This window comes from Corynebacterium uberis, assembly GCF_020616335.1.
GTDB lineage: Bacteria > Actinomycetota > Actinomycetes > Mycobacteriales > Mycobacteriaceae > Corynebacterium > Corynebacterium uberis.
Window position 1 is genome coordinate 1,151,395 of record NZ_CP085051.1, and the last position, 19,399, is coordinate 1,170,793.

General features: G+C 60.4%; 14 protein-coding genes and 2 rRNA genes. All 16 read left to right on the top strand.

Annotated features, from left to right (window positions below; genetic code table 11):
• Positions 1–16 precede the first annotated feature (16 nt).
• The 16 genes from argJ (at position 17) to LH390_RS05450 (ending at position 19,352) form a co-directional block, all read left to right on the top strand.
• On the top strand, positions 17–1,180 hold the full coding sequence (argJ, locus tag LH390_RS05375; RefSeq protein WP_227282269.1) for a bifunctional glutamate N-acetyltransferase/amino-acid acetyltransferase ArgJ: 1,164 nt from the start codon (positions 17–19) through the stop codon (positions 1,178–1,180).
• Positions 1,181–1,204: 24 nt separating this feature from the next.
• Entirely contained in the window at positions 1,205–2,155 is a 951-nt protein-coding gene (gene argB, locus LH390_RS05380; RefSeq protein WP_227282268.1) for an acetylglutamate kinase, read from the top strand.
• Entirely contained in the window at positions 2,145–3,335 is a 1,191-nt protein-coding gene (locus LH390_RS05385; RefSeq protein WP_227282267.1) for an acetylornithine transaminase, read from the top strand. Before argB ends, LH390_RS05385 begins: the two co-directional genes overlap by 11 nt.
• 76 nt (positions 3,336–3,411) lie before the next feature.
• A complete protein-coding gene (locus LH390_RS05390; protein ID WP_249214533.1) occupies positions 3,412–3,885 on the top strand; it encodes an arginine repressor in 474 nt (157 codons plus the stop codon).
• Positions 3,886–3,977: 92 nt separating this feature from the next.
• The gene (locus tag LH390_RS05395) at positions 3,978–5,180 is read left to right on the top strand and encodes an argininosuccinate synthase (RefSeq protein WP_227282265.1); all 1,203 of its coding nucleotides are present in this window, start codon (positions 3,978–3,980) and stop codon (positions 5,178–5,180) included.
• Positions 5,181–6,686, top strand: a complete 1,506-nt coding sequence (argH, locus tag LH390_RS05400) for an argininosuccinate lyase (RefSeq protein ID WP_227282264.1) — start codon at positions 5,181–5,183, stop codon at positions 6,684–6,686.
• Positions 6,687–6,734: 48 nt separating this feature from the next.
• Positions 6,735–6,914 carry a Trm112 family protein gene (locus LH390_RS05405; RefSeq protein ID WP_227282263.1) on the top strand — a complete coding sequence of 60 codons (180 nt, stop codon included), beginning with the start codon at positions 6,735–6,737 and terminating at the stop codon, positions 6,912–6,914.
• A gap of 40 nt (positions 6,915–6,954) precedes the next feature.
• Complete coding sequence (tyrS, locus tag LH390_RS05410; protein ID WP_227282262.1) at positions 6,955–8,217, top strand: tyrosine--tRNA ligase; 1,263 nt, start codon at positions 6,955–6,957, stop codon at positions 8,215–8,217.
• Between the two features lie 223 nt (positions 8,218–8,440).
• Positions 8,441–9,376: an aldose epimerase family protein gene (locus LH390_RS05415; protein ID WP_227282261.1), complete on the top strand. Its 936-nt coding sequence runs from the start codon at positions 8,441–8,443 to the stop codon at positions 9,374–9,376.
• Between the two features lie 207 nt (positions 9,377–9,583).
• Positions 9,584–11,242: a sodium:solute symporter family protein gene (locus tag LH390_RS05420; RefSeq protein WP_227282260.1), complete on the top strand. Its 1,659-nt coding sequence runs from the start codon at positions 9,584–9,586 to the stop codon at positions 11,240–11,242.
• Between the two features lie 72 nt (positions 11,243–11,314).
• On the top strand, positions 11,315–11,659 hold the full coding sequence (locus LH390_RS05425; RefSeq protein ID WP_227282259.1) for a hypothetical protein: 345 nt from the start codon (positions 11,315–11,317) through the stop codon (positions 11,657–11,659).
• Positions 11,660–11,713: 54 nt separating this feature from the next.
• Positions 11,714–12,838, top strand: a complete 1,125-nt coding sequence (gene galT, locus LH390_RS05430) for a galactose-1-phosphate uridylyltransferase (protein ID WP_227288292.1) — start codon at positions 11,714–11,716, stop codon at positions 12,836–12,838.
• Positions 12,828–14,024: a galactokinase gene (galK, locus tag LH390_RS05435; protein WP_227282257.1), complete on the top strand. Its 1,197-nt coding sequence runs from the start codon at positions 12,828–12,830 to the stop codon at positions 14,022–14,024. Before galT ends, galK begins: the two co-directional genes overlap by 11 nt.
• Before the next feature lie 447 nt (positions 14,025–14,471).
• A 16S ribosomal RNA gene (locus tag LH390_RS05440) occupies positions 14,472–16,000 on the top strand.
• A gap of 10 nt (positions 16,001–16,010) precedes the next feature.
• Complete coding sequence (locus LH390_RS05445) at positions 16,011–16,244, top strand: hypothetical protein (RefSeq protein ID WP_227288208.1); 234 nt, start codon at positions 16,011–16,013, stop codon at positions 16,242–16,244.
• A gap of 6 nt (positions 16,245–16,250) precedes the next feature.
• Positions 16,251–19,352, top strand: a 23S ribosomal RNA gene (locus tag LH390_RS05450).
• The 16S and 23S rRNA genes sit together here, the layout of an rRNA operon.
• Positions 19,353–19,399 lie beyond the last annotated feature (47 nt).

Sequence of the window (19,399 nt, forward strand, 5' to 3'; positions counted from 1 at the left end):
GGTAGTGACGTCAGCTATGTCTATTACTCAGCCGACTGGTTTTCAGGCCGCTGCAACCACGGCGGGCATCAAGCAATCCGGGGCCGCCGATCTGGCCTTGGTGGTTAACTGTGGGCCGCGTTTCGACGCCGCCGCGGTGTTTACCCGCAACAAGGTGTGCGCGGCGCCGGTCAAGCTCACCCGGGATGTGGTGGCCGATGGCACGGTGCGGGCAGTAGTGATCAATTCCGGCAACGCAAATGCCTGCACGGGTGCTCAGGGCATGGAGGATGCCCGCAGCATGCAAAGCGGCATCGCGCAGGCCCTTGGCTGCGCAGCCGACGAGGTCGCGGTCGCTTCGACGGGGTTGATCGGCGAGCCGATGCCCATGGACCGTATTTCCGCGGCGCTGGGCCCGCTTACAGCGGGGTTGGATGATGCCCCAGCAGCGGGCGAGGCGTTCGCCCACGCGATTATGACCACAGATACGGTGGCCAAGAGCGTGGCACACACCGCGCCAGCCGGGTTCCACGTGGGCGGTGCGGCCAAGGGCGTGGGCATGATGGCCCCGTCTCTGGCGACCATGCTGTGCGTCTTGACCACCGACGCGGTGGTGGACGCTCAGGTACTGCAGGCCGCATTGTCGGAGGCAGTCGATCAGACGTTTAACACGTTGGACATCGATGGCACGACGTCGACGAACGACACCGTGGTCATCATGGCCAGCGGGGCCAGCGGCGTGGCCGCCACACCAGCGCAGATGAACGCCGCCGTGCTGGAGGTCTGCCAGGAGCTCGCCGCGCTCATGCAGGCCGATGCGGAAGGCGTGACCAAGCGGGTACGGGTGAGCGTCACCGGTACCACCGATGATGACCATGCGCTGCGGGCGGCCCGCACCGTGGCGCGCGACAACCTATTTAAGTGCGCCATGTTCGGTTCGGATCCGAACTGGGGCAGGGTGCTCGCGGCGGTGGGGATGGCGCCGGCGGATATGGACCCGGAGGGAATCTCCGTGTCCTTCAACGGGCATCCGGTGTGCCGTGACTCCGCCGGGGTCCCGGGAGCCAGAGAGGTAGACCTGTCCGGACCGGAGATCGCGGTGGACATTGACTTAGGGCTGCGACGCCCCGGCCGCGCCACCGTGAGAACCACGGACCTCTCCCACGCCTACGTGGAAATTAATTCCGCATACAGTACCTAGCACCCCGGAAAGGGTGATTACCAAATGTCAGACGCAGTCACCCGACTTACCTCCGCGGATCGGGCCGCTGTTTTAGCAGATGCGCTACCGTGGCTTCAGTTCTTCCACGATCGCATTGTCGTGGTCAAGTATGGCGGTAATGCCATGGTTGATGAGGATCTTAAGCGCGCCTTCGCGGCCGATATGGTCTTCTTGCGCACCGTGGGTGCCAAGCCTGTGGTGGTGCACGGCGGCGGCCCACAGATTTCGGCGATGCTCGATCGCCTGGGTATGGTCGGCGATTTTAAGGGCGGCTTCCGGGTCACTACCCCGGAGGTGATGGATGTTGTGCGCATGGTGCTCTTTGGCCAGGTGGGCCGAGATCTGGTGGGATTGATCAATTCGCACGGCCCGCTCGCGGTGGGAACATCCGGGGAAGACGCCGGGCTGTTTACCGCCACCAAGCGCATCGTAGAAATTGACGGCGAGCCCACCGATATTGGTCAGGTGGGCGATATCACCGACGTGGATGCCACGGCATTGTTGGACCTCATTGATACTGGCCGCATTCCGGTGGTTTCTACCATTGCGCCGGGTGAGGATGGGCAGATCTATAACATCAATGCAGATACGGCCGCGGGCGCGCTGGCTGCTGCACTCGGTGCGGAACGCCTGTTGATTTTGACCAATGTTGAAGGCTTGTTTACCAAGTGGCCGGATCGGGAGTCGTTGGTCTCCAAGATTGTCGCCTCTGATTTGGCGAACCTGCTGCCGCAGCTGGAAACAGGGATGATTCCCAAAATGGAGGCCTGTTTGGAGGCCGTGCGCGCGGGCGTGAATGCCGCGCACGTCATTGATGGCCGTATTGCGCATTCGGTGCTTTTGGAACTGCTGACCATGGGCGGTATTGGCACCATGGTGCTGCCGGATAATTATGTGCGTGCCGATTATCCGGCGGGCACGGTGTTTAGGAAGGATGACCCCAATGACCACTAAAGAAACCTCCCACACGCTTGCGCAATGGCCGCAGGTGCTCATGAATACGTACCGCACTCCGGATGTTGAGATGGTGCGGGGTCACGGTGCGACGCTTATCGACGCCGCCGGCACCTCCTACATCGACTTCCTGTCCGGCATTGCGGTCAATTCCTTGGGTTACGGTCATGAGGGCTTGGCCCAGGCGGTCTACGAGCAGACCCTCCAGCTCACGCACGTGTCCAATCTGTTGGGTTCCGCCCCGGTCGTGCGCGCCGCAGCCGGCCTGATCGAGCGTTTTCCCCGCCCGGATGCCCGCGTGTTCTTCTGCAACTCCGGTGCTGAGGCCAACGAGGCGGCCTTCAAACTCGCGCGCAAGACGGGGCGGTCGCGGATCCTCGCCGCCGTGCACGGGTTCCATGGCAGGACGATGGGGGCGCTGGCCATGACCGGACAGCCCGACAAGCGGGCCCCGTTTGAGCCGATGCCCGCCGGCGTGGAGTTCTTTGACTACGGCGACGCTGCCGGTCTGACCGAGCTGGTCATGCAGGCTCCGCAGGATGTGGCCGCGATTATCATCGAGCCTATCCAGGGAGAAACTGGCGTGGTCCCGGCGCCGGAGGGCTTCATGTCCCACATCCGCCAGCTGTGCGATCAGGTGGGTGCGCTCATGGTGCTCGATGAGGTGCAAACCGGTGTTGGCCGTACCGGGGAGTTCTTCGCCTTCAGCCATGAAGCTGGCGTTGTCCCTGACGTGGTGACCTTGGCCAAGGGGCTCGGCGGCGGCCTGCCCATCGGCGCCTGCTTGGCGGCAGGACCGGCGGCCCAGCTGTTCGGCCCCGGCGATCACGGGACCACCTTTGGCGGAAACCCGGTGGCGTGCGCTGCGGCGGGCGTGGTGCTGGATACCGTGGATGATGGCTTCCTGGCTACGGTACGTGCACGCGGCGATCAGCTGCGGCGGGGCGTCGAAAAGCTCCCTGTGGTGGAGTCGGTGCGCGGCCGAGGGCTCATGCTGGGCGTGGTGCTTGCCAAGCCGTGCGCGAAGGCTGCCGTGGCCGCGGGGATGGACAGGGCGGTGATCCTCAACGCGCCGCAGGACAACGTGCTGCGGCTGGTCCCGCCATTGGTTATCACTGAAGAAGAGGTTGATCAGGGTCTGGAGTGCCTGGCGCAGGCGTTGCAGGACGTAACCGCCTAACGGGCGCAGACGGCGAGACGTCGGCGCTCAAGCGCGGACGGTGAAGAGACGGAACTTAGAAAGGATGACGCAGCTCATGGCACAGATACCCTCGACGCGGGTGGCTCGGCAGGCCAAGATTTTGGAACTGCTTGAGCGCACCAAGGTTTATAGTCAAACCCATTTGGCCGAGTTGTTGCGGCCGGAGGGTTTTGTGGCGACGCAGGCCACGCTCTCCCGGGACCTCGACGAACTCGGTGTGCGCAAGATTCGTAATCGGGCTGCGCGGTCCTTTTATTCCATCTCTCCGCAGGAGGATTCGGCGGGCCCGCGGGAAAAACTGCGGCGCATGATTCAGGAATTGGCGGTGTCTACGGATTCCTCCGGGAATATCGCCGTCCTGCGCACTCCGCCGGGGGCGGGGCAGTACCTGGCCAGCTTTGTTGATCGGGTTGATCTTGAGGATATCGTCGGGTGTGTCGCCGGCGATGACACCGTTTTTATTCTCGCGCGCGATCCCATGACGGGCGAGGAATTGCGAAGACTCCTGGCCGGCGGCGAGGACGCATAAGCAACTCTCCGCGGGCCCATGACCCACACCACTGTTTTTCACCGAGCTTTGCTCGCACACACTCACTGACTTTTCAAGGAGATTGACCTACTATGACTAATCGTGTGATCCTCGCGTACTCCGGCGGTTTGGATACCTCCGTGGCCATCCCGTACCTGGGCAAAATGCTGGATGCTGAGGTTGTTGCCGTATCCCTCGACCTGGGGCAGGGCGGCGAGGACATGGAATCGGTGCGGCAGCGTGCTCTCGACTGCGGGGCGGTCGAGTCCGTGGTCATCGACGCCAAGGATGAATTCGCCTCCGACTACTGCATGCCCACCGTCCAATCCAATGGCTTGTATATGAAGCAATACCCGTTGGTCTCTGCCATTTCGCGGCCGCTCATTGTGAAACATCTGGTGGCCGCCGCGGCGGAGTTTGGTGGCACCCACGTTGCCCACGGCTGCACGGGTAAGGGAAATGACCAGGTGCGCTTTGAAGTCAGCTTCATGGCCACGGCCCCGGAGCTAGAGATTGTTGCCCCGGCCCGGGACTATGCCTGGACTCGGGACAAGGCTATTGCCTTTGCGGAAGAAATTGACCTTCCCATCGAGCAGTCGGCGTCCTCGCCGTTTTCCATTGACCAAAATGTGTGGGGCCGCGCGGTAGAAACCGGCTACCTTGAGGACCTGTGGAATGCGCCCACCAAGGACATCTACGCCTATACCGAGGATCCCGCGCTGGGTAACGCCCCCGATGAGGTCATCATCTCCTTCAAGCAGGGCATTCCGGTGGCCATTGACGGCACCGCGGTCACGCCGCTGCAGGCCATCGAGGTGCTCAACCGGCGCGCCGGCGCACAGGGCGTGGGCCGGCTGGACATGGTCGAAGACCGGCTCGTGGGCATTAAGTCCCGCGAGGTCTATGAGGCACCCGGCGCCATCGCGCTGATCACCGCCCACCAGGCGCTGGAGGATGTCACCCTGGAGCGGGAGCTGGCCCGGTACAAGCGGCTGGTGGATGCCCGCTGGTCGGAGGAGGTCTACGACGGCCTGTGGTACAGCCCGCTGAAGAAGTCCCTGGACGCGTTCATCGCGTCGACGCAGACCCACGTCACCGGCGATATCCGGATGGAGATGAAGGCCGGGTCCATCACCGTTAACGGGCGGCGCTCCGAGCAGTCCCTCTACGACTTCAACCTGGCGACCTACGACACCGGCGACGCGTTTGACCAGACCCTGTCCAAGGGGTTTGTGCAGTTGCACGGTCTGTCCACCAAGATTGCCAACGAGCGGGATCGGAAGGCGGCGCAGTAGATGGATAATTCCCACACGACCACACCGGCCACGGGTACGCAGGCCACGGGTACGCCGGCCAACAGCGCGCCGGCGCGGCACGGCACGAATCAGGGTGCTCTGTGGGGCGGGCGCTTTGCCGGCGGCCCGGCGGAGGCGATGTTTGCCCTGAGCGTGTCCACCCATTTCGACTGGGTCCTCGCCCCCTATGACGTGCTGGCCTCGAAGGCCCACGCGCGGGTGCTCCACGCCGCGGGCCTGCTCAGCGATGCGGATAAGGACGCGATGCTGGCGGGATTGGAGCAGCTGGGCCGTGACGTTGCCAGCGGCGCGTTTACCCCCGCGCCCACGGATGAGGATGTCCACGGTGCCATGGAGCGCGGCCTGATTGAGCGCGTGGGCGCAGAGCTCGGCGGCCGGCTGCGTGCGGGTCGATCCCGCAATGACCAGGTGGCCACGCTGTTTCGGATGTGGTTGCGCGACGCGATCCGCGAGGTCGCCGTTGCCGTCACGGAGCTTATCGACGCCCTCGTGGCGCAGGCAGGTGCCCACCCCGACGCAGTCATGCCGGGCAAAACACACTTCCAAGCCGCCCAGCCTGTGCTGCTGGCACACCAGTTGCTCGCGCATGCCCACCCGCTGCTGCGGGACATCCAGCGGTTGCGTGACCTGGACGGGCGCCTGGCGGAGTCCCCCTACGGCTCCGGCGCGTTGGCGGGCAGCTCCCTGCACCTGGATCCTGAGGCCATCGCGGAGGAACTCGGCTTTGACCACGCCGCCGACAACTCCATCGATGCGACCTCTTCGCGGGATTTCGCCGCGGAGGCGGCCTATGTGCTCGCCCAGATCGCGGTGGATATGTCGCGGCTAGCCGAGGAGATCATCGCCTGGTCAACGCCCGAGTTTGGGTATGTCACGCTGTCTGATGCGTGGTCAACCGGCAGCTCGATCATGCCGCAGAAGAAGAATCCGGATATCCCGGAATTGACTCGCGGCAAGACCGGTCGGCTGATTGGCAACCTGGCGGGCCTGATGGCCACCCTCAAGGCGCAACCGCTGGCCTACAACCGGGATCTTCAGGAAGACAAGGAGCCGGTCATTGATTCGGTCGCGCAGCTGACGCTGCTGCTGCCTGCGATGACCGGGCTGGTGTCCACACTGGAGTTCCATGAGGACCGCATGCGCGAACTCGCACCGGCAGGGTACACCCTGGCCACGGACTTGGCCGAATGGATGGTTCGCCAGGGCGTGCCCTTCCGCGAGGCGCACGAGGCCTCCGGGGCGTGCGTACGGCTGGCAGAGCAGCGCGGGGTCGGCCTTGCGGAGCTGACCGACGCTGAGCTCCGCGGCGTCGATAAGCGGCTTTCACCGCAGGTCCGTGAGGTGCTCACCGTGGATGGGGCGATTGCCTCGCGCGATACCCGTGGCGGTACTGCCGGCACGCAGGTTGCACAGCAACGGCGTCGCGTCGAGGAAGCGTGCGCTAGCGCGCGCCAATGGGGGAGCACCCCCGTACGCAACAGCTAGCCCCCTCCGCTGAAGGCCAGGACATTCCGGCAGGTAGGATCAGTGACCATGAGTCTTGATCCGATGCTGCTGGAAGTCCTGGCCTGCCCGCGTGATAAGGGCCCACTGGACTATGTGGAAGAAGAACAAGTGCTGGTCAACCCGCGGCTGGGGATCGCCTACCCCATTGAAGATGGCATCCCTGTTTTGCTCATTGATGAAGCCATCTCGTGGCCGCGCAGCAACTAGTTTTCCTTCTTTAACAACGCAAGGAGTACACGTCCCAGACATGGATATCATTGATGAATTGTCCTGGCGAGGGCTGATCAACCAGTCCACCGATCTTGATGCGCTTCGTCAGCGCCTTGCCCAAGGTCCGCTTGCCGTTTATGCGGGATTCGATCCCACCGGACCGTCCCTGCACGCCGGGCACCTCGTCCCGCTGCTGATGCTGGCCCGCTTCCAACGCGCAGGCCACACCCCGATTGTGCTGGCAGGCGGGGCCACCGGCATGATCGGGGACCCGCGCGACGTCGGCGAGCGCAGCATGAATGACGCAGACACCGTCGCCGACTGGGCGCAGCGCATCTCCGGCCAGCTGTCCCGCTTCGTCTCCTTTGACGGCGACCACGCAGCAAAACTGGTCAACAACAACGAGTGGACGGCCAACCTGGGCACCATCGAGTTCCTGCGCGACATCGGTAAGCACTTCTCGCTGAACACCATGCTCAACCGGGAAACCGTGCGCCGGCGCCTGGAATCTGACGGAATCTCCTACACCGAGTTCTCCTACATGCTCTTGCAGGCAAACGACTACCTGCAACTTCATGACACCTACGGCGTGGACCTGCAGGTCGGCGGCGGTGACCAATGGGGAAACCTCGTCGCCGGGGTAGACCTAGTGCGCCGCGTACGCGGGGAGCGCGTCCACGCCGTCACCGTGCCGCTGGTCACCGACTCCGAAGGCAAGAAGTTTGGCAAGTCCACCGGCGGTGGATCGCTCTGGCTCGACCCGGAGATGACCAGCCCATACCGCTGGTACCAGTACTTTATTAACACCGCAGACGCGGACGTCATCCGCTACCTGCGCTGGTTTACCTTCCTGGACCGCGACGAACTCGCCGAGCTTGAGCAGCAGGTGGAAAACCAGCCGCACCTGCGCCAAGCGCAACGCACCCTCGCCCGCGAGATGACCACCCTGGTCCACGGCGCGCAAGCCACCGAGGCCGTAGAGCTCGCCTCCCAGGCGCTCTTCGGGCGCGCGGAACTTAGCGACCTCGACGCCCAGACCTTGGCCTCCGCGGTGGGGGAGACCACCGTCGTTGACCTTGGAGACGACGACCCCCGCGCGGTAGTGGACCTGCTCGTCGCGGCGGAACTGTGCCCCTCCCGGGGTGCCGCGCGCCGAGCAATCAAGGAAGGCGGCGTCTACCTGAACAACGCTCGCGTCGAAGCCGAGGACGCAGAGGTCACGGACGCAGACTTTCTTCACGGGACGTGGGCCGTCCTGCGCCGCGGAAAGAAGAACTTCGCCGGCGTTCACCGCGCCTAATGTGACCAAAAGGTACACCTCAATGGGGGTGCCCCGGGAGCGACCTGCCCCCGGAGCACCCCCATTGTTATTCCCCCCACCTTTCGTGGTGGTTTACTAGGTGGGGTGACAACTGAAGGGCAAGAGTTCGCTGCGCAGTGGCCTCCCCTGTGATGCGCACCCTTGCCAGGACTTTTTTACAATCGCGGCACTCAACCGCTGCACTGATGAAGGAACACCGGAAATGGAATGCACACAACCGGATCCCCAGGCGGAAACGCCGATTCCTGAAGTAGCCATAGAATACGGTGACTACCAGGCAATAATCAGCGGTTCTGGCGCCGCAGTACGCCAGTTCACCTACGGCGGAAGACCCCTTCTGCGCGGATTTGCAGCTGGTACCCATCCACCGGAATCCTGCAACGTCATCCTTGCCCCTTGGCCTAATCGGGTAGCCGACGGAGCCTTCACCTTCGACGGGCAGCACCACCAGCTTGAGATCACCGAGCCGGAGCGGGACAACGCGATTCACGGTTTCACGGACAGGCTCGTCGGCGAGGTGACGCGCACCAGCCCGGCCAGCGCACGGGTCGCCATGACGTTGGGCCCCCGGCCCGGGTGGCCCTGGCGCCTGGAGCTAACCGTGGACTACCACCTTGACCACGACGGTCTGACCGGGGTGGCGCGGGTGGTGAACACCGCAGATAGTGACTGCCCCTTCGCCTTTGGGGCCCACACCTACCTTGAGGCTCAAGGTCACAACCTTGACGAATGTGTTCTGGCCGGTCCGCACATGCGCAACCTTCCGCTCGACCAGCGCATGCGCCCCGCCGGCGACCTGCGGGCCTGGGGACCCCGGATGCTGGACATGGGAGGTGTTGAGCTTGACCATGCGTTTGTGCTCGATCGTGCTGCGGGACGCGCCGATGCAGCCGACGAGGTGAGCGGCGACGCAGAAGGTGCCGAATTCACGCTGTCCGGCCCGGACGGTCAAGGCGTGAGGCTTACCTGTGATGACACCCTGGGGTGGGTGCAGATTTACACCTCCCCGGAGCGTCACCTTGCGGTAGAGCCCATGAGCGCCCCACCCAACGCGCTCGCCAGCGGGGTAGACCTGCTGCGCCTCAAGCCGCAGGGCAGCGCCGAGTTCCGCTGGACCGTCGCGGCCACCCACCAGTAAGCAGCTTGTGCAGATGGCACCGATGGCCGGATGTGGTCCCTGGAGGAATGCATCGCGGCGCGTGCATCCGGGCTCTGCCGCCGGGAGCCGGGGGAACCGGTGGGAATCGGTGAGAATCGGTGAGAAACCAAGAGGAAAACCTACAACTTCATACGCTTCGTAGATTTTGACTAAATTTTTCTGTCTATTTCACACGAAAGAGCAGCTATGGATACTGCACAATCAGTGCTCAGGCTCGATGCCAGCTGGGTTGACTACACGCTGGTAGCCATCTACTTCCTGTTTGTTCTGTCGATTGGTTGGGCGGCAAAGCGGCGCGTCTCCTCATCCATCGACTTCTTCTTGTCCGGGCGCGGCCTACCCGCGTGGGTGACCGGGTTGGCGTTCATTTCGGCCAATCTTGGAGCGGTGGAAATTATCGGCCACTCCGCTAATGGCGTGCAATATGGTTTCCAAACCATGCACTACTTCTGGATTGGCGCCGTCCCTGCCATGGTTTTCCTGGGCATTGTCATGATGCCCTTCTACTATGGCTCAAAGGTCCGGTCGGTTCCGGAGTTCATGCGGCGGCGTTTCGGCTCCGGGGCGCACCTGGTCAACGCACTGTCTTTCGCCATCGCCCAGCTGCTCATCGCGGGTGTGAACTTGCTGCTGTTGGCCAAGGTGGTTAACTCGCTGCTCGGGTGGCCGCTGTGGGTGACGCTGATTGTCGCCGCGGTCATCGTCGTGTCCTACATCACCTTGGGCGGGCTGTCGGCGGCGATCTACAACGAGGTGCTGCAGTTCTTTGTCATCGTGGCCGCACTGCTGCCGTTGACTATCATTGGTTTGCACCGGGTTGGCGGCTGGTCGGGGCTCAAGGAGTCGCTGCCGGCCGGTCACTTTTCTACCTGGCCGGGGCAGGCGATTTCTGGTTTTGATTCTCCGGTGTGGTCGGCTGTGGGCATCGTGTTCGGCCTGGGCTTTGTGCTTTCCTTTGGGTATTGGACCACGAATTTCGTGGAGGTTCAGCGCTCGATGGCTGCCGAGTCGATGTCGGCGGCGCGGCGCACGCCGATTATCGGTGCGTTCCCCAAAATGCTCATTCCTTTCCTGGTGGTCATCCCGGGCATGGTTGCTGCGACGATTGTCACGCCGATTATGGATGGCAGCGGAGAACCCAACGATGCCATCTTGTACCTCATGCGCGACCTGTTGCCCAATGGTCTGCTCGGCGTGGGCATTGCGGGACTGCTGGCCGCCTTCATGGCGGGCATGGCCGCGAACATCTCCGCCTTCAACACAGTGATGAGCTATGACCTCTGGCAGACCTACGTCATCAAGGACAAGCCGGACGAGTACTACTTGCGTTTCGGCCGCATCGCCACCGTGGTGGCTACTGTCATCGCCATCTTCACGGCGTTGATTGCCTCGAACTACGGCAACGTCATGGATTATCTGCAGACCCTGTTCGGGTTCTTCAATGCCCCGCTGTTTGCCACGTTCTTGCTGGGCATGTTCTGGAAGCGGATGACCCCGCACGCCGGCTGGGTCGGCCTGGTCTTGGGCACGGCCTCGGCGATCGTCTACTGGTACTTTGCGGAGGTTGCCGAGGTCTCCGGAGCCCTGTTTGACCTCGAAGGCCAGGGCACCGCGTTTATCGCCGCGTCGATTGCATTCGTGGTGGACATTGTCGCCTCGGTTGTGGTGACGCTGTTTACCCAGCCGAAACCCGACGCGGAGCTGGTGGGCTTTGTCTATTCGGTAACGCCCCACGAACAGCTTGTGGACCCAGCAGAGGCCACGCGGCCCTGGTACGCCCGCACGGTTCCACTGGGTATGGTGTGCTTGGCGTTGGTCATCGCTTTGAATATCGCATTCTTCTAGATGCGCAGGGAGTAACTGAACATGTCTAAAAATACGCGTCCTGCACATCTGACTTCTTCGATGGGAGACCCCATGAACACCCACGCATCTGAACCGGCTGCTCACAGCGCTGTGCCGGAAAAGCCCGCGGAGTCCACGCAGGGAACACGGAAGCATAGTGCGGGCGCCTTTGATATCCGCAACGTCATTTCCATCCTGTTGGGCATCTACGGCGCCATTCTGGTGGTGTGCAGTTTTGTCCTTGACCCGGGCGTGAATCCGGACGCCGCGGTGCAAAAGAACTCTTCCGATAATTTGTGGACGGGCGTGGCACTGCTCGTCGTTGCCGCGGGATTCTTGGCCTGGGCGCGGCTGCGCCCCATCATTGTGCAAGAACCGGCAGGCGAGGGCGATACCCCGGTCGCCGTATCTAGCTAGATTCCCGGACGGGATACACGTTTCTGGTGCGCTGACTGCAAAGGGAGTTTTCTTATGGACGTTCGTGTCACGCGAACCCAGCTATCGGATGGGCGCGAGCTTATCTACTTCGATCTACCGGGCGCGCCCGAGCGCCAGACCGTTGATGGGCGTGGACTTCCACGCGTGGATACGGATTCGGACATGCGCCGGGATCCGCTCACAGGTCAATGGGTGATCTTTGCTGCTCATCGGCAGAACCGAACCTTTTTGCCTCCGGCCAATGAGGACCCTTTGGCGCCGACTCGCCCCGGCATGCTGCCCAGTGAGATTCCCGCCGATGACTATCAGGTGGCGGTATTTGAAAACCGCTTCCCCTCCTTGAGCACGCACATGGTTATCCCGGATGACTATGAATTCTGTGTTGACGGCCAAGAGCTTTTCCCGCAAAGGCCGGCCGCGGCGCGATGCGAGGTGGTCTGCTTCACCCCGGATGCGGAGGCGTCATTCGCCACACTAGAGCCGCAGCGTATTCGCATGCTTATCGACGTCTGGGCGCACCGCACTGCGGAATTGTCCCGCATTCCGGGCGTCGAGGTGGTATTCCCCTTTGAAAACCGGGGTGAGGAAATTGGTGTCACCCTGCACCACCCGCATGGGCAGATCTACTCTTATCCGTTCCTTCCGCCGCGAACGGCTGCGATTGTCCAGTCGGCGCGGCAGCACCGTGAGCGCACTGGCCGGGACCTTTTTGACGATGTGTTGCAATCAGAGCTGGATGCTCGCTCGCGCATCATCACCGCCACCACACACTTTGTTGTCTACACCCCGGCTGCGGCCCGGTGGCCCCTGGAGCTGGTGGTCATGCCGCGGCGCAATGTTCCGGATTTTCCGGCGTTGACCGATGAGGAACGCGATGATCTAGCAGCACTTTTGGTCCGCATTTTCCCCGCGGTGGATCAGTTCTTTGAGGGCGTGGATAAAACTCCGTATATCGCAGCGTGGAATCAAGCTCCTGTGGGGGAGCAGGACCGGCCCTTCGGCCGCCTGCATTTGCAGCTGTTTTCGTTGATGCGGTCGCCGCACCGGATGAAGTATCTCGCCGGCTCAGAATCCGGCATGGGGGTGTGGATTAATGACACCACCCCGGAGGTCATCGCCGCCACGCTTCGTTCCAAGATGGGAGTGGATGATGAATAGCCAGCTCAGCAGTGCAGATACCGCCGTCGTTGCGCTTTTCCGCGAACAGTGGGGCCAGGATCCGGAAGGGGTTTGGGAGGCCCCGGGGCGCGTCAACCTCATCGGCGAGCACGTGGACTACGCTGACGGCCTGAGCATGCCTTTCGCGTTGACGCTGACCACCAAGGTGGCAGCGCGTCGGCGCTCGGACGATCTCATTCGTGCGGTCTCGCAGGCTCCCGACGGCACCGTGCTCAAGGGCGAGGTAGCGCTCAGCGAGGTTGCCGGGCACGACCAATTGGGCTGGATGGGCTACGTGGCAGGCACGGTGTGGTCCTTGCAGCAGGCGGGGCTGCCGGTGTCGGGTATGGATCTGGCCTTGGTCAGTGATGTCCCTTTGGGCTCAGGGCTGTCTAGTTCTGCCGCCCTGGAATGTGCGGTGGGCATCGCTTCCTGCGAGCTTGCGCTAGGGCAGCCGCTGTCGCAGGAGGATCGCCACACCCTTATGCTTGCGGCGATTCGGGCGGAAAATGAGGTCGTGGGTGCTTCTACGGGCGGTCTGGACCAACGCGCCAGTCTGTTCTGCGCGCCTGGCCAGGCCCTGCTCATCGACTTTCTGGCTGACGCGCATCGCCTGATCCCCTGCGACCTGGAAGCCCATGGCCTGCGACTTCTCGGTGCCAACACCAATGTGTCCCATTCGCACTCTTCCGGCCAGTATGGTTCGCGCAGGGGGCTTATCGACGCCATCGGGGCAAGCTGGCAGGGCACCTTCCGGGATTCCGGTGTCGCCGAGGCCGCGCGTGCGTGGGCGGGAACAGATCCGGAGCGTCAAGCTCTGGCTGAGCGCAGAGTGCGGCATGTCACCACCGAGATTGCGCGAACCGAGCAGGCGGCCGCCGCTCTGGAGCGCGAGGACTTCACTGAACTGGGAGCGTTGATGAACGCCAGTCATGATTCGTTGCGTGATGACTTTGAGGTAGTTACGCCAGAATTGGAGAGTGCGGTCCAGGCGGCCCGCACCGCGGGCGCCCTCGGGGCCCGCATGACTGGCGGTGGTTTCGGCGGGACCATCATTGCGTTGGTGCGGGAGCCGGAGGCGCAACAGACGGCAACGGCTATCCGTGAAGCTGCCGCGCGACACGGGTTCCCCGAACCAACGATGATGAATCTGTGCCCGGGGCCGGCGGCTCGACGCATCTTCTAGCATCGCAGGTAACCCCTGTTGACCTGGTGGTTTGTGTTGTGTGGTGGGGGTGTGTAGCTTTATGCGAGTCGCTGCGGGCCGGCTTGGTTGTTTGTGAGTCGGTGTGGCTGGGTTGACTTGTTTGTTTGCCTGGTGTTAATGTTAGCGGCCTACGTACCCGGTGGGGTTTGGTCACTGTTGTGGTGGTTGGATTCTGTGTGGGTGTGTTGTGTGAGAACTCAATAGCGTACCAATGTACTTTTTTGATTTTGTTGTCATTGTTTCAGCTGGCTCTGCTTTGTATGGGTGGGGTTGGTTGGTGTGTGCCAGCGTGGTGTAACGGCCACGTTAAATAAGTGCCACAATTTGGTTGTGGTGGTTGTTGTTGGCTGGCAGTGATGATTGTTGTTTTGATTATTTTTCTTGTCAGTTTTTCTTTTTTGCTAGGTTTTGGCTTTTCACGAGCCTTTTGTGGAGAGTTTGATCCTGGCTCAGGACGAACGCTGGCGGCGTGCTTAACACATGCAAGTCGAACGGAAAGGCCTCCTGCTTGCAGGGGGTACTCGAGTGGCGAACGGGTGAGTAACACGTGGGTGATCTGCCCTTGACTTTGGGATAAGCCTGGGAAACTGGGTCTAATACCGGATAGGACCATCGTTTAGTGTCGGTGGTGGAAAGCTTTTGCGGTCAGGGATGAGCTCGCGGCCTATCAGCTTGTTGGTGGGGTAATGGCCTACCAAGGCGGCGACGGGTAGCCGGCCTGAGAGGGCGGACGGCCACATTGGGACTGAGATACGGCCCAGACTCCTACGGGAGGCAGCAGTGGGGAATATTGCACAATGGGCGCAAGCCTGATGCAGCGACGCCGCGTGGGGGATGACGGCCTTCGGGTTGTAAACTCCTTTCGCATGGGACGAAGCTTTTTGTGACGGTACCGTGAGAAGAAGCACCGGCTAACTACGTGCCAGCAGCCGCGGTAATACGTAGGGTGCGAGCGTTGTCCGGATTTACTGGGCGTAAAGAGCTCGTAGGTGGTTTGTCGCGTCGTCTGTGAAATTCCGGGGCTTAACTCCGGGCGTGCAGGCGATACGGGCATAACTTGAGTACTGTAGGGGTAACTGGAATTCCTGGTGTAGCGGTGGAATGCGCAGATATCAGGAGGAACACCGATGGCGAAGGCAGGTTACTGGGCAGTTACTGACGCTGAGGAGCGAAAGCATGGGTAGCGAACAGGATTAGATACCCTGGTAGTCCATGCCGTAAACGGTGGGCGCTAGGTGTGAGGGTCTTCCACGACTTTCGTGCCGTAGCTAACGCATTAAGCGCCCCGCCTGGGGAGTACGGCCGCAAGGCTAAAACTCAAAGGAATTGACGGGGGCCCGCACAAGCGGCGGAGCATGTGGATTAATTCGATGCAACGCGAAGAACCTTACCTGGGTTTGACATGCACTGGATCGGCGCAGAGATGTGTCTTCCCTTTGTGGTCGGTGTACAGGTGGTGCATGGTTGTCGTCAGCTCGTGTCGTGAGATGTTGGGTTAAGTCCCGCAACGAGCGCAACCCTTGTCTTATGTTGCCAGCACGTTGTGGTGGGGACTCATGAGAGACTGCCGGGGTTAACTCGGAGGAAGGTGGGGATGACGTCAAATCATCATGCCCCTTATGCCCAGGGCTTCACACATGCTACAATGGTCGGTACAGTAGGTTGCGAGACCGTGAGGTGGAGCTAATCCTTTTAAAGCCGGCCTTAGTTCGGATTGGGGTCTGCAACTCGACCCCATGAAGTCGGAGTCGCTAGTAATCGCAGATCAGCAACGCTGCGGTGAATACGTTCCCGGGCCTTGTACACACCGCCCGTCACGTCATGAAAGTTGGTAACACCCGAAGCCCATGGCCCAACCAGTTTTCTGGGGGGAGTGGTCGAAGGTGGGATCGGCGATTGGGACGAAGTCGTAACAAGGTAGCCGTACCGGAAGGTGCGGCTGGATCACCTCCTTTCTAAGGAGTTTTGTTTATTTATTTTGTTTTCTGGGTGGATCGCATGCCACGTCTGTGGGATGGTGATGGCAAAATCGTGTTGTATGTTGGTGCGTTGTTGGGTGTCTGGCATGGCATGCTTGTTGTGTGTGGTGTCGTTGATCGGCCAGTAGGCTGGCTGCCGTGTTTTCGTGGTGGTTGGTTGCAGGTTGATGGGTTGTGTGAGAACTGTATAGTGGACGCGAGCATCTTTATTCTTGTGTAAATTGTTTGTTGTGTTTTTTAAGGCACACGGTGGATGCCTTGGCATACTGAGCCGATGAAGGACGTGTGAGTCTGCGTTAAGCCTCGGGGAGTTGGCAACTAAGCGTTGATCCGAGGATGTCCGAATGGGGAAACCCGGCCATCGTTGTTGGTGGTCACCCTTCCATGAATTCATAGTGGTTGTGGGGGTTACGCGGGGAAGTGAAACATCTCAGTACCCGTAGGAGAAGAAAACAATAGTGATTCCGTTAGTAGTGGCGAACGAACGCGGACGAATGGCTAAACTGCATGCGTGTGATACTTGGCAGGGTTTGCGTGTGTGGGGTTGTGGGTGCATGTGTGATGGGTCTGTCAGCCTGTCGGCGTTTTTGTGCGTGGTGAAGCGGAAGTGGTTTGGAATGGCCTGCCGGAGTAGGTGAGAGTCCTGTACGTGAATCATCATGTGTGGCGCTAATGTGTTTACCCGAGTAGCAGCGGGCTCGTGGAATCTGCTGTGAATCTGCCGGGACCACCCGGTAAGCCTGAATACTCAGTGTGACCGATAGCGGATTGAGTACCGTGAGGGAATGGTGAAAAGTACCCCGGGAGGGGAGTGAAATAGTACCTGAAACCGTGTGTTGACAATCCGTCAGAGCCTTGACTGTGGGGTGATGGCGTGCCTTTTGAAGAATGAGCCTGCGAGTCAGCGGCATGTCGCGAGGTTAACCCGTGTGGGGTAGTCGTAGCGAAAGCGAATCCTAATTGGGTGTTTTTAGTGGCATGTTCTGGACCCGAAGCGGGGTGATCTACCCATGGCCAGTGTGAAGCGATGGTAAGACGTCGTGGAGGCGCGAACCCACTTAGGTTGAAAACTGAGGGGATGAGTTGTGGGTAGGGGTGAAAGGCTAATCAAACTCCGTGATAGCTGGTTCTCCCCGAAATGCATTTAGGTGCAGCGTTGTGTTAGCTTGCCGGAGGTAGAGCTACTGGTTGGTTGAGCGGGACTATCATCTTAGCAACATCAGCCAAACTCCGAATGCCGGTTAAGTGGTGCATGGCAGTGAGACTGTGGGGGATAAGCTCCATTGGTCGAGAGGGAAACAGCCCAGATCGCCGGCTAAGGCCCCTAAGGGTGTACTAAGTGGAAAAGGATGTGGGATCGCGAAGACAGCCAGGAGGTTGGCTTAGAAGCAGCCATCCTTGAAAGAGTGCGTAATAGCTCACTGGTCGAGTGGTTCTGCGCCGACAATGTAGTGGGGCTGAAGTACACCGCCGAAGCCGCGGCAGCAAGTCTTTTGGCTTGTTGGGTAGGGGAGCGTCGTGCATGTGTTGAAGCGTCCGTGTGAGCGTGGTGTGGAGTGTGTGCGAGTGAGAATGCAGGCATGAGTAACGAGTGGTAAGTGAGAATCTTACCCGCCGTATGACTAAGGGTTCCTGGGTCAAGTTCGTCTTCCCAGGGTGAGTCGGGGCCTAAGGCGAGGCCGACAGGCGTAGTCGATGGTTAACGGGTTGATATTCCCGTACCCGTGTGTGTGCGTCCATGGTGAATCAGGGATACTAACTGCCTGCTGTCACTGGCTTTGTCGCATGCCCTTTTTGGGTGTGTGTTGTTGGTGGTGGTGCGCAGGGCCTGATCTGGTAGTAGCCAAGTGATGGGGTGACGCAGTAGGGTAGCTGGGCCACTTATTGGATTGTGGTGTAAGCGTGTAGGGTGTGGTGTAGGTAAATCCGTGCCATGTTAAACCTGAGGCGTGATGCGTAGCCTTTTTTGAGGGTGATGTCAGTGATCCTGTGCTGTCGAGAAAAGCCTCTAGCGAGTGCATGTACGGCCCGTACCCTAAACCGACACAGGTAGTCGAGTAGAGTATACTAAGGCGTTCGGGTGAACTGTGGTTAAGGAATTCGGCAAATTGCCCCCGTAACTTCGGGAGAAGGGGGCCCATGTGTGGTGCATCATCCTGTGCGGTGGTTGTGCTGTGTGTGGGCGCAGAGGATAGAGGGAAGCGACTGTTTATTAAAAACACAGGTCCGTGCGAAAACGTTGAAGTTGATGTATACGGACTGACGCCTGCCCGGTGCTGGAAGGTTAAGAGGACCTGTTAGATCCCTTGTGGGTCGAAGCGGAGAATTTAAGCCCCAGTAAACGGCGGTGGTAACTATAACCATCCTAAGGTAGCGAAATTCCTTGTCGGGTAAGTTCCGACCTGCACGAATGGCGTAACGACTTCCCTGCTGTCTCAACCACAGGCCCGGTGAAATTGCAGTACGAGTAAAGATGCTCGTTACGCGCGGCAGGACGAAAAGACCCCGGGACCTTCACTATAGCTTGGTATTGGTGTTTGGTTCGATTTGTGTAGTATAGGTGGGAGACGTTGAAGCATTGACGCTAGTTGGTGTGGAGTCGGCAAGTGAAATACCACTCTGGTCGGATCGGGCATCTTAACCTTGGCCCATGATCTGGGTTGGGGACAGTGCCTGGTGGGTAGTTTAACTGGGGCGGTTGCCTCCTAAATGGTAACGGAGGCGCCCAAAGGTTCCCTCAGCTTGGTTGGCAATCAAGTGTTGAGTGTAAGTGTATAAGGGAGCTTGACTGTGAGAGTGACGGCTCGAGCAGGGACGAAAGTCGGGACTAGTGATCCGGCACCTACTTGTGGATGTGGTGTCGCTCAACGGATAAAAGGTACCCCGGGGATAACAGGCTGATCTTCCCCAAGAGTCCATATCGACGGGATGGTTTGGCACCTCGATGTCGGCTCGTCGCATCCTGGGGCTGGAGTAGGTCCCAAGGGTTGGGCTGTTCGCCCATTAAAGCGGCACGCGAGCTGGGTTTAGAACGTCGTGAGACAGTTCGGTCTCTATCCGCCGCGCGCGTTGAAACTTGAGAAAGGCTGTCCCTAGTACGAGAGGACCGGGACGGACGTACCTCTGGTGTGCCAGTTATTCTGCCAAGGGTAGGGCTGGTTGGCTACGTACGGGAGGGATAACCGCTGAAAGCATCTAAGCGGGAAGCCTGTTTTGAGATGAGGTTTCGTTTGAGGTGTCCTGTAGATGACGGGGTTGATAGGCTAGATCTGGAAGCCATGTAAGTGGTGGAGGTGACTGGTACTAATTCGCCGAGTAACACAACAATCGTTGTTGTTGTGCAAGAGTATTATGGGTGTTTGCGTCCACTGTGCA